Genomic DNA, 14,636 nt, shown 5'->3' on the forward strand with positions numbered 1-14,636 from the left:
CCCGCCTTTTCCTTAATTTTTTGGACCGCCCGCAACATATAAAACCTGCCCGCTAATGAATGAGGATGCTTCGTCGGCAAAGAATGCAACAGCATGAGCAATATCACTTGGCAAACCGCTTCTTGCAACCGGAATACTATTTGCCCTATCCTGGATGAATTGCTCAAAACTCACTCCCACCCGCCTAGCTGTTTCTTTCGTCATTTCGGTTTCGATAAAACCAGGTGCAACCGAATTAGCCGTTATCCCATATTTGCCAAGTTCGATCGCCAGTGTTTTTGTTAACCCCTGAAGCCCGGCCTTAGCGGCTGAATAATTAGCCTGCCCGCGGTTCCCGAGGGCCGAGGTGGAAGATATATTGATGATCCTTCCGTATTTATTTGCAACCATATGCTTCTGGGCGGCACGTACTGCATTGAAAGTACCTTTTAAATGCACATCCATTACCGTCTGCCAATCTGAATCGGTCATTTTGAAAAGTAGATTATCCCGGATGACCCCCGCATTATTCACGAGAATATCAAGCGATCCGAATGTATCTGCTATTTCTTTTATGGATGCTTCCACCTCTTCGGAATTGACCACATTGGCCACTTTGGTAAAAATGGTATAACCCTTATCCCTTAATTCATTTCCTGTTGATGTCAACACCTCTTCGTTGATATCGATAATCGCCACGTTTGCACCTTCACTTGCAAATAGTTCGACGATCGCCCGGCCAATCCCCCTGCTTCCACCTGTAACTAAAGCCGTTTTCCCTGAAAATCTCCCTGTCATAATCATTTCCTCCTAATCCATTATAAAAATTGTCCTAATTTAACATGCCCCTTAATCAAATTTCGGGAAATGATCATACGCTGTATTTCATCTGTACCATCATAAATCCTCCAAAGCCTGGCCTCGCGGTACCAACGCTCGATGGGAAGCTCCTTCGTATAGCCCATGCCTCCGTGTATCTGCAATACGCGATCAACGACCCGATTCCCCATATTGGCTCCATAAAGTTTAGCCATTGAAGCTAAATGGCGATTGTCTTCTCCATTATCAAGTGTAAAAGCCGCATTCAATACAAGCCATCTTGCAGCTTCGATTTCTACGGCCGAATCAGCTATCTGCCATTGGATGGCCTGGCGCTCCGCGATCGGTTTACCGAATGTGACTCGTTCTTTAGCGTATTCTATAGCCATTTGCAACAATCTTTCTGCAGAACCGACAGCGCGTGCGCCCACGATCCATCTTGCAAACCCAATCCATTCCAAGCCTAGTTTATAACCGCCATGAACTTCCCCTAAAATGTTTTCTTCGGGTACCCTGACATTATCAAAAACTAAACCGGCCGGTCCCCATTCTCCCATCGTATTGATATACTCTGATCTCCAGCCCATATCACGGTCAACAATGAAACAGGTTACCCCTTCCGTTCCGGTTGCTTGATGACGTTCTTTGTCAGTTACAGCAATGACCATGACGAAATCGGCATCATTTCCTCCAGTAATGAAAGTTTTTTCACCGTTAAGCACCCATTCGTTCCCTTCTTTAACTGCCGTCATTTTAATATTTCGCGTATCGGACCCAGCCCCCGGCTCCGTCATGGCAAAACAGGACTTTTTCTCACCGTTAATCGTAGGGATCAGATATTTCTGCTTCTGTTCTTCATTTGCATAATAAAGTATGTTATCAGCCGAACCTCCAAAGCTGAATGGTACAAACGTTTTTGATACTTCCATCAAGACAATTGCCATCATAAGCTGCCCTAGGTCAGCCCCGCCAAATTCCTCTGGGGTATTGATCCCCCAAAACCCAGCTTTTTTTGCTTTTTCCTGTAAATCTTTCAATGTCCCCTCTGGTAAACTAGGTTTCCCTGCCATTTCATTGCGAAGCACTTCATTTTCCAAGGGAATCAATTCATTTTCCACGAACTTGCGTATTGTTTTTTGTACCATTTTTTGTTCATCTGATAGTCGTAAATCCATTTTAACCCCTCCGCTTTCCAATTAGACTAGTTTTGATACTTTCTCTTCAATTGTCCGGTAATGATATTTTTTTGGATTTCGGACGTGCCTTCATATATTCTAGTGATTCGGGCATCCCGATAGAAACGTTCAACTGGATAATCCTTCATGTATCCCATACCGCCATGAATCTGAACGGCCTTATCAGCGACACGATTATATACTTCCGAACCATACAACTTTAGCATTGCCGCTTCTTTAATGATTTTTTCTTTCTGATCGACCATCCATGCGACCCGGTATGTGAATGAGCGAAGTGCTTCTATTTCCATTGCCATCTCGGCAATCATATGGGATACTGCTTGGTGATCTATGATCGGGACATTGAATTGTTCACGTTCTGTGGCATATTTAGTAGATAGATCGAGCAAGTACTGACAGGACCCTAAATTACGGGCAGCAAGGCCTGCCCGGCCATTTGCAAGGATCTTCAATGCATTTACATACCCTTGTCCAACGTCCCCCAGTACATTTTCGGCAGGAACCTCGCAATCTTCAAAAACCAATTCGGCCGAATGTGAGCCTCGAAGACCCATCTTCCTTTCCAGGCTACCAACTCTAAAACCCGGAAAATCCTTTTCTACTATGAATGAGGTGATTCCTTTTGCCCCTTTATCTTTGTCCGTTACGGCCATAACTGTAAAAATATCTGCTACATCAGCATTCGTTATATAATGCTTAGTCCCGTTAAGTATATATTTATCGCCATTTTTGACTGCCGTCATTTTGAGATTCGTAGCATGTGACCCCGCTGCAGGCTCAGTTAAAGCAAAAGCGCCAATTCTATTACCGCTTGCCATATCTGGTAGATACTTTTCCTTTTGCATTTCATTGCCCATTTCGACTATCCCTACCGTACCTATGCCGGTATGGGCCCCAATCAGAGTGGTATATCCATTATGTGTTTTGCCGATTTCCTCATATAAAGCGCATTTCCCCACCATACCGATTCCGAGCCCGCCATACCTTTCCGGGATACTAAGCCCGAATAGCCCGATTTCCTTCGATAAATTTATAATGGATTCCGGGATATGATCTTCATCCTCTATCTGCATGGAAAATGGATCGATTTGCTCTTCGATAAACTGGCGTATATTTTCTTTTAATAGCAGGATGTCTTCATCTAAGCGAAAGTCCATTTGCATTCCCCTCTATCTCCCGAATTGGTTGTTAACGCTTTCATATATTATCCGAATAAGCAATATGTTTTTCCTGAAGTTTGCGTTTTAAGATTTTACCTACTGCCGTCTTCGGAAGTTCACTTTCAAATGTGATTGCTTTTGGGACTTTAAAGGCAGCGAGCTGCTTTCGGCAATAATCCTTCAATTCGTTTTCAGTTATTCTTTCACTTGGTTTTAGAACTACCACTGCATGTACCGTTTCACCGCGATATTGATCGGGAACGCCAAAGACGGCAGCTTCCAGAACCTTAGGATGGCTGTATAATATATCTTCAATTTCAATTGGATATATATTGAATCCGCCTGCTATGATCATCTCTTTCTTCCGTCCCACAATGTAAAAGAAGCCATCTTCATCCATCTTGGCCATATCACCGGTATGCAGCCATCCGTTTTGAATCGTCTGCCGCGTCTCTTCAGGCATGCCCCAATAACCTTTCATTACCTGTGGACCCTTTATGACCAATTCACCTGGTGTATCAACCAAGAGGGCAGGCTCCCCTGTAATACTGTCAATTATGGCGGCATCCGTATTTTGTATCGGAATCCCGATACTTCCGGGTTTCTGCAGGCCGCTAACTGGATTTCGGTGCGTGACTGGTGACGCCTCGGATAGGCCATAGCCTTCTGCAATCTTTGTCCCGCTCAATTCATTAAACCTTGACAATACATTCAATGGCAATGGTGACGAACCCGAAACGCAAGATTTCAATGCATGCAAATCAAATGGATGGGACTGGTAATATTGTAATAAAGCAATGTACATCGTCGGTACCCCTGGAAAAATAGTCGGTTTAAGATTATTGATAATATCGACGATCTCCGTCACCTCAAACCTGGATACAAGAATTAATTCCCCGCCATTATAAAACGTCAGGTTCATCCCTGAAGTCATGCCGTAAACATGAAATAATGGGGAAACGCCAAGTACCCTTTCCTTACCCTTTTGAGTATTGATTCTTGAAGTGGCTGCACTCTGCAGCGTATTGGCTACGATATTACGATGGGTTAGCATCGCCCCTTTAGAACGCCCTGTCGTTCCTCCTGTATATTGGAGAACGGCGACATCTCTAGCAGGATCAATCTCCACACTGAAATCCGCTTCTGTTACTGATAGCAGTTTTTTTGTCATTTCACATTTGCCCTTTTCCAGCGACACGCTCAATACCTTTTCAACATCGGTTTGAGCTATGACGGCTTCAACTGTTGGCAATAAATCGTCTAGTACAATGATGTGCCTTGCACCTGAATCCTTCAGGACATGCATTAATTCGTTCGCCTTATACATTGGATTGACTTGGACAATAATGGCTCCATTCAAAAGGGTTCCAAAAAAACCAATTGGATATTGTGGACAATTAGGAAGCATAAGAGCCACTCGATCTCCCTTTCCAATCCCTTCAGCAGCAAGCAAGCGGGCACATCTTTTCACTAACGTCCCCAACTCTGAATATGTATACCTCTGCTCCCTGAACGTAATCGCTGTTTTATCCGAATATTGTTCGACTGATTGATAAAATAGTTCCGTCAAAGACATGTCAGGAATATCAATCTCGCTTGGATTTCCTTGCGGGATATGTTTTTTCCAAGGTCTATCCATTGGCCCTCCCCTTTCTTCATTCAAAAAAATAAAGAAGTCATACTAAACAATATGCAAGGAGTGTGCCAAAAATAAATCGTTATGTTACGCTGATTCAATCAATGGTAAAATTCAAAATTGAATTATTTGCTGCGCCCTTAATAATATTAGGTTCATAAATGCTAGGATTTAAAATTGACTCAAGAAGTCATTTTTGAATTTAGCGATACTTTCGTAAAAGGACTCAACTTGTAGTGCGGGGCATGTGGGGATTTTTTCTTAAAGAAGGATATTATTTGAAAATAAAACGGGATGCTGATCAAGATCAGCATCCCGTTTTAAAAAATGATTCACTGCTCTATGGCGGAGTCATCTTCCAATGATATTTTCCATAATTCTTTCGCTTTTCCACTGACCGTTTCATCAAAAACAAATGATCCATTCGTATATCGATCATGATTTTTTAATGAAGCGGCATGAATCGTTTCAATGGTTCCCTTTTCAGAAAGAATGAATAGACTGTCCGTTTTGTTAATGATATCAAATCCAATGACCCTATGAGGATTCGATTTCAATTCCCTCAAGACCACGACACCGCGTTTTGCCCGGCTCGTTTTTTCAAACTCGGTTAATTTCATTTTCTTTATGGCCCCGCGCTGTGTAACGATAAAGATAGATTCTTTACTATCCTTGGCCAAAACCTTTCCGCCAATGACATAGTCATCTTCTTTCAAATTAATCCCTTTGACTCCTGCTGCCCGAACACCGACAACACTTACTTCTTCTTCATCAAACCATAAACCATAGCCGTTATGGGTGACCAGGAAAAGGTCAGCCTGTCCATCGGTATGATGGACATCGACAAGTTCATCGTCACCTTTTAAATTGACACCAACCAGCGGTTTTGAATGACGCTGGGCTTTATAGGAAGCTAATTCTGTCTTTTTCACCATACCATTTTTCGTGATGAACACTAAGAATTCCGGCACGGCAAACTCTTTGATTGGAATCGCTTTTATGATTTGTTCTTCCCTGTCGATTGGAATGATGTTCGCAATATGCTGACCGGTTTCCTTCCAGCGAATATCTGGAAGCTGATGAACTGGACAATAGAGGTAGTTCCCTTTGGATGTGAACAGCAACAAGACATCCGTTGTATTCATCTCCAGCCTCTGGAGCAGGCGATCGGAATCCTTCATGCCAAAATCAAGACCGCCTGATGCTGCATAAGATCGTAACGAAGTCCGTTTAACATAGCCTTCTTTCGTCACGGTCACCATCACTTCCTCACTCGCAATCAAGACTTCAAGATTGATTTTGATTTCTTCAATTTCTTTTTCGATTTTGGAACGCCGTCCGTCATCAAAGCCCTTTTTAATGAATCGAAGTTCTTTTTTAATTACTTGAAGAAGAACTTTTTCACTGCCAAGAATCTTTGTCAATTCCTCAATTTTGTTTTTCAATTCCGCTGCCTCTGCTTCAAGTGCTGTAATATCCGTATTTGTCAGCCTGTATAGCTGCAAGGAGACAATGGCTTCAGCTTGCGCTTCTGTAAAATCGAATTTAGCAATGAGGTTATCTTTGGCATTCCGTTTGTCTTTAGATGCCCGGATAACAGCGATGACCTCATCTAATATGGACAAAGCCTTCACTAAACCATCAACGATATGTGCCCGGTCATGTGCCTTTTGCAACTCATAACGTGAACGGTTCACGATTACCTCTTTACGGTGTTCGATATATGCATCGAGCATTTTTGGCAGGCTCATCAATGTTGGCCGTTTTTTGTAAATCGCGACCATATTGAAATTGTATGCAATTTGGAGATCGGAATTTTTGTATAAATAATGCAGAACTCCATTTGCATCTGCTTCTTTTTTCAGTTCGATGACAATGCGCAGTCCTGTACGGTCGGTTTCATCCCTTACTTCGGCGATACCTTCCACTTTCCGGTCTAGGCGGAACTCATCCATTTTCTTAACAAGGTTGGCTTTATTGACTTCATATGGGATTTCAGTGATGACGATTTGCTGTTTGCCGCCCCGAATCGTTTCCACTTCCGCCAACCCGCGAATGATTATTTTCCCTTTACCTGTTTCATAGGCCTTACGAATGCCTTCAATGCCTTGAATGATACCGCCAGTAGGAAAATCCGGCCCTTTAATGACCGTCATTAAGTCAGCGACAGTCGCTTCCGGCTTATCGATTCGCATAATGGCCGCATCAATGACTTCACCTAGTTGATGTGGCGGGATTTCAGTGGCATAGCCTGCTGAAATTCCTGTAGAGCCATTTACAAGCAGGTTAGGGAACATTGCAGGCAATACAATGGGCTCTTCTGAAGTGTCATCAAAGTTCGGTACAAAATCGACCGTCCTTTTTTCAATATCCCGCAGCATCTCGGAGGCAATCGATGAAAGCCTTGCTTCCGTATACCGCATCGCAGCAGGCGGATCGCCATCAATACTACCGTTGTTTCCGTGCATTTGGACCATGACCTTCCGCAACTTCCAGTCTTGGCTCATCCGAACCATTGCCTCATAAACGGATGAATCTCCATGAGGGTGATAGTTACCAATTACATTACCGACCGTTTTTGCGGATTTCCTGAATCCTTTTTCCTGGGTATTTCCTTCGACATGCATCGCATACAATATCCTGCGCTGCACCGGTTTTAAACCGTCCCTTGCATCTGGAAGTGCCCGATCTTGGATGATATATTTACTATAACGCCCGAAGCGGTCACCAATTACCTCTTCTAGCGGCAAATCTCGAAACGTTTCTTCAAATACCATCGTTAATGACCTCCTCTTCAATCGACATATTTTCATTATCTAAAATATTCGATTCCTCTTCGAGACCAAAAGCGACATTCGCTTCAATCCACTTACGACGCGGTTCAACCTTATCTCCCATCAACGTTGTCACACGTCTTTCCGCACGGGCACCATCATCGATCTTCACACGTATCAATGTCCTTGTTTCCGGGTTCATGGTGGTATCCCATAATTGATCGGCATTCATCTCACCCAGCCCTTTATAGCGCTGAATCATATAGCCTTTCCCCACCTTGTCTATCGCTCCCTGAAGTTCTTCATCGCTCCAAACATATTCAATGACTTCTTTCTTCCCGGTCCCTTTACTCACTTTATATAAAGGGGGCAAGGCAATGTAAACCTTTCCTGCCTCTATTAACGGCTTCATATAGCGATAAAAGAATGTCAGCAGCAGCACTTGGATATGGGCTCCATCCGTATCGGCATCAGTCATGATAATCACTTTATCATAGTTAGTGTCCGGCGTATTGAATTCCGCCCCGACACCTCCGCCGATTGCATGGATGATCGTATTTATTTCCTCGTTTTTAAAAATATCCGCAAGTTTTGCCTTTTCCGTATTGATAACTTTACCCCGTAATGGCAGCACTGCTTGGAAACGGCGATCCCGTCCTTGTTTAGCTGATCCCCCTGCAGAGTCCCCTTCTACAAGATACAGTTCATTCCGTTCGGGATTTTTCGATTGAGCTGGTGTTAATTTCCCAGAAAGGATGGCATCGGATTTTTTTCGTTTCTTCCCGCTTCTTGCGTCTTCACGAGCCTTGCGTGCCGCTTCCCTTGCTTGGAACGCTTTAATCGCTTTTTTAACCAATAGGGTACTCGTGGTCGGATCTTCTTCAAAAAAGTAGGCTAAGTGCTCTGATACGATGGAATCGACTGCAGAACGGGCTTCACTTGTTCCAAGCTTGCTCTTGGTTTGTCCTTCGAATTGAAGAAGTTCTTCAGGGATACGTACTGAAATTATTGAAGACAAGCCTTCACGTATATCGGTACCTTCGAGGTTTTTATCTTTTTCCTTCAATAGCCCCATCTTTCTGGCATAATCATTAAATGCCCGTGTCATGGCTGTTTTTGCGCCAATCTCATGGGTGCCTCCATCTTTTGTACGAACATTATTTACAAAGCTTAAAATATTCTCTGAATAGCCATCGTTGAATTGAAAGGCGAGTTCGACTTCTATACCATTTTGTTCCCCTTCTAAGCTGACTACACTATGAAGGGTCTCTTTTTCTTCATTTAAATAATCAACAAACGCTTCAATGCCATTTTCATAGTGAAAAACTTCATTATGGTCGTTACGTTCATCCGTCAATTCTATCTTCATGCCTTTTAAAAGAAAGGCTGATTCGCGAAGACGCTCACATAGGATTTCATAATTAAAAGTAGTCACCGAAAATATTTTTGGATCGGGCTTGAAGTGGATCTTGGTACCGGCTTGATTGGTTTTACCAATTTTCTCCAGTGTGGTTTCTGGCTTTCCGCCATTGAAAAACCGTTGTTCGTAAATGAACCCGTCCCTCTTGATCGTCACGACAAGCCATTCAGACAACGCGTTAACGACCGAAGCACCGACTCCATGAAGGCCTCCACTCGTTTTATATCCGCCTTGTCCAAATTTACCTCCAGCATGAAGAATCGTCAAAATGACTTCAGGCGTCGGTTTACCTAATTTATGCATGCCAATAGGCATTCCGCGCCCTTTATCAGACACACTTACACTGTTATCTTTATGTATTTTCACACTAATTTGGTCTCCATATCCAGCTAAAGCCTCATCTACGGAGTTATCTACAATCTCGTACACTAAATGATGAAGTCCGCGTGCATCAGTACTGCCGATATACATACCGGGACGTTTTCTGACCGCTTCGAGTCCTTCCAGTACCTGAATTGCATCATCATTGTACTCGATTGTTTTTACTTTCTTTGCCACAGAAATTCCCCTTTCCTTACTAAAACACAATTTCCGGGCCAAATCATACTGCAATGAAATGACTCACTAGCTTAACAAATCCATTAATACGTTAATATCATATAAAAAGTATAATACTTTTACGAACAAAGAACAAGTGTTCTGTTTTTTTGCCCTTTTTATTAGCGTTAGCACATTTATGTGGAACAAAACGTATCATAGCTACCTTTCTAATTGTAGCGGTAAATTTTCATTTGGCAAATATACTTTTACTATTTTTAATCAAATTAAGCGTCCATGGCTTAAATTTGCCCTGCCTTTTGGTTTTCTTTCGGTCGAAATACAGCCACACCTTAAAAAAAAGAGCGGAAGTTCCGCTCTTCATTTTACTTAGTAAGGGCGTGTTCGACTTTTATACATCGATTCATGATGACAGTATATCCTTTTTCTTTCAAAAAATTATAGGCTTCTTCATTTTCCAACCCTTGCTGCGCCCAAAAGATATCAGCATCGATTTCTGCAAATTCCTTGGCTATCTCCGGTAGGAACTCTGAACGGCGGAAAACATTGACGATATCGACGTGCCCTTCAATATCTTTCAGGGCTTTAACTGCCTTGACACCCAGCACTTCCGATACAGCAGGGTTTACCGGGATGATTTCATAACCGCTTTCCTGCATGGCCTTCGATACCATATAAGAAGTACGCTCAGGGTTATTAGATAAACCAACGACAGCGATGCGCTTCGATTTTTTCAACATCTTTCCCATTTCTTCTCTGCTTGGATTTTCTATCATACTTTTCAATCCCCTTTATAATAAAATGTAATATTTGAATAAAGAGTATTCCTTAACAAAGGTATTTTACAGAGGAAAGCTGTTTATTACCATTATTAAGAAAAACCATTATACAAGAAAGAATAAGATTCGAAAAGGCATGTCTCACTTAACTTTCTTTATGTTCATACAGACTACCACGTATTGTAACTATTTATACAAGAAGGCATCCTTCATTTTATATTTACGAAAATAAGGAAGCCTAAACCTTTTACCCTTCATGAACTTAACGTATATCAAAAGATGTAAGTTCATCAAGGAAAATTCATTTTTTTAATGGATTTTTTTTTGGACAGCCGTACCATTTTGTCACGAAAATGTTACAATAAGAGAAGCTTAACAGGTGTTTTAAGGCTGTTTTTGGCTATTTCTACACGTTTAGTTTTGAAAAAGGGAACAATCGCCCCTTGAACGTGATAAAAAAAAAAGATTTTTCTTAAAAGAAAGGGTAATAGAATGCTTACATTTATCACTATACTGGCTGCCTACCTGATCGGTTCGATTCCTTCCGGTTTAATAATCGGTAAAGCTTTCTACAAAATCGACATCCGGGAGCATGGCAGTAAGAATCTAGGCGGGACAAATACCTTCAGGACACTTGGTGTCAAGGCAGGGCTTACCGTTACTATCATGGATATACTTAAGGGTACCCTAGCAACTTTACTGCCGTATATGCTTGGCCTCGAAATGAATTTATTGCTAGCCGGAGTTTTTGCGGTCATCGGTCATATGTTTCCCATTTTCGCAAACTTTCGGGGCGGTAAAGCTGTGGCAACTTCTGCTGGTGTCATTCTTGCATACGAACCATGGTTTTTTGTTTTTGCCATTTTTATATTCTTCATATCCTTATACATATCCAAATATGTCTCGCTTTCTTCCATGATTGCTTGTCTACTTGCTCTCATCTATAGTTTAGTGTTTCATACTGATGATTTGCCGCTCATTATTGTAATCGGTATATTAACGATCTTCATTTTTTACCGGCATCGCGCAAACATCAAGCGGATTATCGATAAAACTGAACCGAAAGTAAAGTGGTTGTAATAACATGCGCATATCCAAGTGAAAATAGGCCCGTATGGATGGGCCTATTTTCCATTTTACAATTCATTTGCCGTGTTATTCAGGATACCGGCATGCCTCAAGGACTAACTGCTGTTCCAGATTGAGCATTTTTCCTATCGCTGATATTAATGCCTGCTGCTCCACTTCATTCTTGGTTTGATCAAAGACAATTCTTTGCAAGTAATTTTGAACATTTTGAAAACCAGATGAATACCACAGGGGCTGTAGGCCAATTCGATAATGAGTCTTCGCCACCTTATTCCGCAATTCAACAAACTCATCGTCAATCACACCATTGAATAAAGATAGCATATGGGTATTAACGTTTTCCTCAATTTTCCCACCGTGCTGTGTTCAGTGATTATCCCTTTCAATTCAGGAACCTGCAGAATCGTTTGATAAAAGCATCAACAACTCCCTCTACCTGGGGATCAGCTTTGAATTCAGTTAAATCGATGATAGTCACCTGCAGTTTCACCTGTTCACTGCTTACATCCAATATGCCATCTGTTTCTTTTGCTTTTTGAAACCAGATTGCTTTTTTCGGCTTCGCTTTCATGAAGATCCCCATATCCCACTCCCCCTGATTTTGTAATTCACGATAAAGCGGATCCAAGATATTCTACCAATATTATATAAGTCTTTGTATCCAACGAAAATAAAATGAATCAGATTCATATAAATAAAATAATTCATATAGACTACATATATTTTTATTTCGACCTCAACCCAAGTCATTTGTCAAGGTAAAAGGACCTATAATACTTTTACATTAACTTCCCATGAAATGAATAATATGCTTTTCGTTTAATGGATAAATGGTCAAGTAAGGATTGAATAATTGAAGAACAGAGTCTACACTGGAACTAGCTATTAAATATCGATAGGAGAAAGTGCCATGAAGCCATTGCAAATATCACCGGAAACCGCATTAAAGTTATCCAAGTCACTAAACTTGCCTTTAGAGCAAATCATGCATATGCCTACACCCGTTTTGCTGAGAAAGCTTGCCGAGGCTGAAGCAAAAGAAAAAGGAAATACAAAATAGCTGCAGGAATCTGCAGCTATTTTTGTGAATACTCATATATGTGCGAAACGATCTTACGGATTAGAACCGAGCAATCAATTTCGTCGAGTATTTCCTTTTCGATCCTCTATGGAATCCTCTCAGTAACTAATTAAATACTCTTGCCTTATAAATCGGGATATAACATGCCTTCTTTATAATGTAAATAACCCCCACTTAACTGATTGAGCTGGATGATCTCATACCCATAAATATCCTTTTGAGCCAATAATGAAAACAGCACCATTTCCGTTTTCCATAAATTACAATAAATAATTTCAGTACCTTGCTTAAAAATACCAAAATTCCTAATATTCTTCTGCTACTTTGTGATATTTAGCTTAGAATCAAAAAAAGCGAAAAAACCGCACATGGGCATTTTTCAATTGAAAGTCAATTCTTTTGCCCAATCAGGCAAAGGCTTTTTTTTGACTGATATTAATTGTTCATTTTCATAGGTACAGACAAATTCTTGTGGTGGTTCATCCTGTAATATATCTTTTAGGTAATACTTTATGTTGGACACAACATCACTTGCCTCCATAACCCATTGATATGGCTTCCAGGCAAGTTCCCCTTCATCACAGGCAGATAGCCCGCCCCCTGCATCTTCAGCTCTGTAAACATACATTCCACCCGTTTGATTCCATGTCACGATTCCTCGAAAGGTCATCCCCCTTACTTTCAATCCAGTTTCTTCAAAAATTTCGCGTTCCATCGATTCATCGATGGTTTCACCTTGTTCTATCTTCCCGCCTATACCATTCCATTTATGCTTATTGGGATTCTTTTGGCGAAATAGCATCAACACTTCGACTTCATCGAATTTTTTTCGAGTTATGAAACAAATATTATAAATAATATCCATGGGTTATATCCTTTCTTGAACGCACATTATTCGCATCTACTTCATAATTACTTTATACTTAAATAACGAACCTCTAGGAAGGAGAATGAGTATGAAACTGACCATTTCCGATCAAGCAGCTAAGTGGTATATTGATGAGCTGGGGCTTCAAGAAGGCTCTCATTTGCGCTTTTATGTAAGATATGGCGGGCATAGTACCGTCCAAAGCGGCTTTTCATTAGGTATCATGCAGGAAGAACCTGAAGCTGCAGCAGCCGCAACAACTATGAATGAGATTAATTTTTATGTAGAAGAAAAAGATTTATGGTACTTTGATGGTCACGATTTACTTATTACTTTTAATGAAAAACTGACTGAACCTGAATTTCACTATGAAAAGAATGCTTGACAATAAAGCAGCGGTGTAACCGCTGTTTTTTCTTGTTCAATCAAGCAGACGCTCTTTAATATCTTCCGCACTAAGAATTTCCGCTTGCTTTTCCCCTAAAAGATCGAAATGAGAATAGCCATCCTTCCTGTGATGAATCCACTCTTTTTTAAGTCCGTATTGCTTACCCCACTCCGATAAACGCCGTAAATCTTTGCATCCGACTTTTGTAACCGTCTTGCAACCGGGAAATCGGTCATCCAGCCAATAATGAGTTAAAAAAGCTATTTGGCCTTGATCGATTTTCTGCTTCCAGGCTACGACGTCTACACGTTTAATCCCAAAAGCCATTTTTTGATCACCTCAATAATTGTAATTAAATCAATTCATCCTGTTTTTTATTTTTTTCATAGGCCTCATGCCATTCTGGATACATGCGTTTAATCGATATCGGGCGGAAGCTCTCCTTTTTAACGCAAACGTGGGAAGAATGACCTGTAGCAACCACTTCATTTTTCCCGTTAACGATCTCATACCCATAAATGACCCGCAAGCCGTCATATTTTTCAATCCAGGTTTTAACTTTTACCTTATCACCATATCTAACGGGGGTTTTATACGAAGCCTGAATATCCATAACAGGTGAGAGGATGCCATCCGCTTCCATATCAGCATAATAAAATCCTAAATCATTTATCAATTTTGTCCTGCCTAGTTCCATCCATATAAAATAATTCGCATGGTAAACAACACCCATTTGATCTGTCTCTGCATACCGCACTTCAATTTCGTTTTCAGCTATGAACATTTTGTTTCCCCACTTTCATTTCTATTGCAATAAACATTTTACCATAACAATTGTGCAAATTTCATTTAAGCTGTCTTAATCTGGACTGCTTCCCTTCAATGAACC

15 protein-coding genes are annotated in these 14,636 nt (G+C 41.1%); 3 read left to right on the top strand and 12 right to left on the bottom strand.

Features of this window, described 5'->3' with window-relative positions:
* Positions 1-12: 12 nt before the first annotated feature.
* The 7 genes from ACIQZD_RS12380 to ACIQZD_RS12410 all read right to left on the bottom strand — a co-directional run bounded on the left by ACIQZD_RS12380 (position 13) and on the right by ACIQZD_RS12410 (position 10,318).
* Positions 13-777, bottom strand: coding sequence for an SDR family oxidoreductase (locus ACIQZD_RS12380; RefSeq protein ID WP_063233562.1), 765 nt, complete (start codon positions 775-777; stop codon positions 13-15).
* Between the two features lie 20 nt (positions 778-797).
* Positions 798-1,973 carry an acyl-CoA dehydrogenase family protein gene (locus tag ACIQZD_RS12385; protein ID WP_053534833.1) on the bottom strand — a complete coding sequence of 392 codons (1,176 nt, stop codon included), beginning with the start codon at positions 1,971-1,973 and terminating at the stop codon, positions 798-800.
* Between the two features lie 26 nt (positions 1,974-1,999).
* Positions 2,000-3,151, bottom strand: a complete 1,152-nt coding sequence (locus ACIQZD_RS12390; protein ID WP_063233560.1) for an acyl-CoA dehydrogenase family protein — start codon at positions 3,149-3,151, stop codon at positions 2,000-2,002.
* A gap of 40 nt (positions 3,152-3,191) precedes the next feature.
* Positions 3,192-4,793, bottom strand: a complete 1,602-nt coding sequence (locus ACIQZD_RS12395; protein ID WP_402902699.1) for a long-chain-fatty-acid--CoA ligase — start codon at positions 4,791-4,793, stop codon at positions 3,192-3,194.
* A gap of 329 nt (positions 4,794-5,122) precedes the next feature.
* Positions 5,123-7,567: a DNA topoisomerase IV subunit A gene (gene parC / locus ACIQZD_RS12400; protein WP_402902702.1), complete on the bottom strand. Its 2,445-nt coding sequence runs from the start codon at positions 7,565-7,567 to the stop codon at positions 5,123-5,125.
* A complete protein-coding gene (parE, locus tag ACIQZD_RS12405) occupies positions 7,557-9,542 on the bottom strand; it encodes a DNA topoisomerase IV subunit B (protein WP_402902704.1) in 1,986 nt (661 codons plus the stop codon). Before parE ends, parC begins: the two co-directional genes overlap by 11 nt.
* A 365-nt stretch (positions 9,543-9,907) precedes the next feature.
* Positions 9,908-10,318 (bottom strand): CoA-binding protein, encoded by a 411-nt coding sequence (locus ACIQZD_RS12410; RefSeq protein WP_402902707.1) that lies wholly within the window; start codon positions 10,316-10,318, stop codon positions 9,908-9,910.
* Positions 10,319-10,813: 495 nt separating this feature from the next.
* Here ACIQZD_RS12410 and plsY point away from each other — a divergent pair, with 495 nt between their 5' ends.
* Positions 10,814-11,401: a glycerol-3-phosphate 1-O-acyltransferase PlsY gene (gene plsY / locus ACIQZD_RS12415; RefSeq protein ID WP_402902710.1), complete on the top strand. Its 588-nt coding sequence runs from the start codon at positions 10,814-10,816 to the stop codon at positions 11,399-11,401.
* A 75-nt stretch (positions 11,402-11,476) separates the two neighbouring features.
* On the opposite strand, the gene ACIQZD_RS12420 is transcribed toward plsY, so the two are convergent.
* Complete coding sequence (locus ACIQZD_RS12420; RefSeq protein ID WP_402903724.1) at positions 11,477-11,758, bottom strand: protoglobin domain-containing protein; 282 nt, start codon at positions 11,756-11,758, stop codon at positions 11,477-11,479.
* A 34-nt stretch (positions 11,759-11,792) separates the two neighbouring features.
* Positions 11,793-11,993 carry a hypothetical protein gene (locus ACIQZD_RS12425; RefSeq protein WP_402902713.1) on the bottom strand — a complete coding sequence of 67 codons (201 nt, stop codon included), beginning with the start codon at positions 11,991-11,993 and terminating at the stop codon, positions 11,793-11,795.
* A gap of 327 nt (positions 11,994-12,320) precedes the next feature.
* On the opposite strand from ACIQZD_RS12425, the gene ACIQZD_RS12430 reads away from it, so the two are divergent.
* The gene (locus ACIQZD_RS12430; RefSeq protein ID WP_065310839.1) at positions 12,321-12,470 is read left to right on the top strand and encodes a YycC family protein; all 150 of its coding nucleotides are present in this window, start codon (positions 12,321-12,323) and stop codon (positions 12,468-12,470) included.
* Positions 12,471-12,870: 400 nt separating this feature from the next.
* Here ACIQZD_RS12430 and ACIQZD_RS12435 read toward each other — a convergent pair whose 3' ends face one another.
* The gene (locus ACIQZD_RS12435; RefSeq protein ID WP_402902718.1) at positions 12,871-13,356 is read right to left on the bottom strand and encodes an NUDIX hydrolase; all 486 of its coding nucleotides are present in this window, start codon (positions 13,354-13,356) and stop codon (positions 12,871-12,873) included.
* 91 nt (positions 13,357-13,447) lie between these two features.
* Between ACIQZD_RS12435 and ACIQZD_RS12440 the strand changes: the two genes are divergently transcribed.
* Positions 13,448-13,744 (top strand): HesB/YadR/YfhF family protein, encoded by a 297-nt coding sequence (locus ACIQZD_RS12440; protein ID WP_402902721.1) that lies wholly within the window; start codon positions 13,448-13,450, stop codon positions 13,742-13,744.
* A gap of 36 nt (positions 13,745-13,780) precedes the next feature.
* Here ACIQZD_RS12440 and ACIQZD_RS12445 read toward each other — a convergent pair whose 3' ends face one another.
* Positions 13,781-14,074, bottom strand: coding sequence for a hypothetical protein (locus tag ACIQZD_RS12445; protein ID WP_137018483.1), 294 nt, complete (start codon positions 14,072-14,074; stop codon positions 13,781-13,783).
* A gap of 25 nt (positions 14,075-14,099) precedes the next feature.
* Positions 14,100-14,531 (bottom strand): acyl-CoA thioesterase, encoded by a 432-nt coding sequence (locus ACIQZD_RS12450; RefSeq protein WP_402902725.1) that lies wholly within the window; start codon positions 14,529-14,531, stop codon positions 14,100-14,102.
* Between the last annotated feature and the right edge of the window lie 105 nt (positions 14,532-14,636).

It is taken from the genome of Peribacillus sp. NPDC096447, assembly GCF_044762725.1.
Classification (GTDB): Bacteria; Bacillota; Bacilli; order Bacillales; family DSM-1321; genus Peribacillus.

Coding starts and splice junctions, on each gene's coding strand:
- ACIQZD_RS12380 (WP_063233562.1), bottom strand. CDS start 777: ATGACAGGGAGATTTTCAGGGAAAACGGCTTTAGTTACAGGTGGAAGC.
- ACIQZD_RS12385 (WP_053534833.1), bottom strand. CDS start 1,973: ATGGATTTACGACTATCAGATGAACAAAAAATGGTACAAAAAACAATA.
- ACIQZD_RS12390 (WP_063233560.1), bottom strand. CDS start 3,151: ATGGACTTTCGCTTAGATGAAGACATCCTGCTATTAAAAGAAAATATA.
- ACIQZD_RS12395 (WP_402902699.1), bottom strand. CDS start 4,793: ATGGATAGACCTTGGAAAAAACATATCCCGCAAGGAAATCCAAGCGAG.
- parC (WP_402902702.1), bottom strand. CDS start 7,567: ATGGTATTTGAAGAAACGTTTCGAGATTTGCCGCTAGAAGAGGTAATT.
- ACIQZD_RS12410 (WP_402902707.1), bottom strand. CDS start 10,318: ATGATAGAAAATCCAAGCAGAGAAGAAATGGGAAAGATGTTGAAAAAA.
- plsY (WP_402902710.1), top strand. CDS start 10,814: ATGCTTACATTTATCACTATACTGGCTGCCTACCTGATCGGTTCGATT.
- ACIQZD_RS12425 (WP_402902713.1), bottom strand. CDS start 11,993: ATGGGGATCTTCATGAAAGCGAAGCCGAAAAAAGCAATCTGGTTTCAA.
- ACIQZD_RS12430 (WP_065310839.1), top strand. CDS start 12,321: ATGAAGCCATTGCAAATATCACCGGAAACCGCATTAAAGTTATCCAAG.
- ACIQZD_RS12435 (WP_402902718.1), bottom strand. CDS start 13,356: ATGGATATTATTTATAATATTTGTTTCATAACTCGAAAAAAATTCGAT.
- ACIQZD_RS12440 (WP_402902721.1), top strand. CDS start 13,448: ATGAAACTGACCATTTCCGATCAAGCAGCTAAGTGGTATATTGATGAG.
- ACIQZD_RS12445 (WP_137018483.1), bottom strand. CDS start 14,074: ATGGCTTTTGGGATTAAACGTGTAGACGTCGTAGCCTGGAAGCAGAAA.
- ACIQZD_RS12450 (WP_402902725.1), bottom strand. CDS start 14,531: ATGTTCATAGCTGAAAACGAAATTGAAGTGCGGTATGCAGAGACAGAT.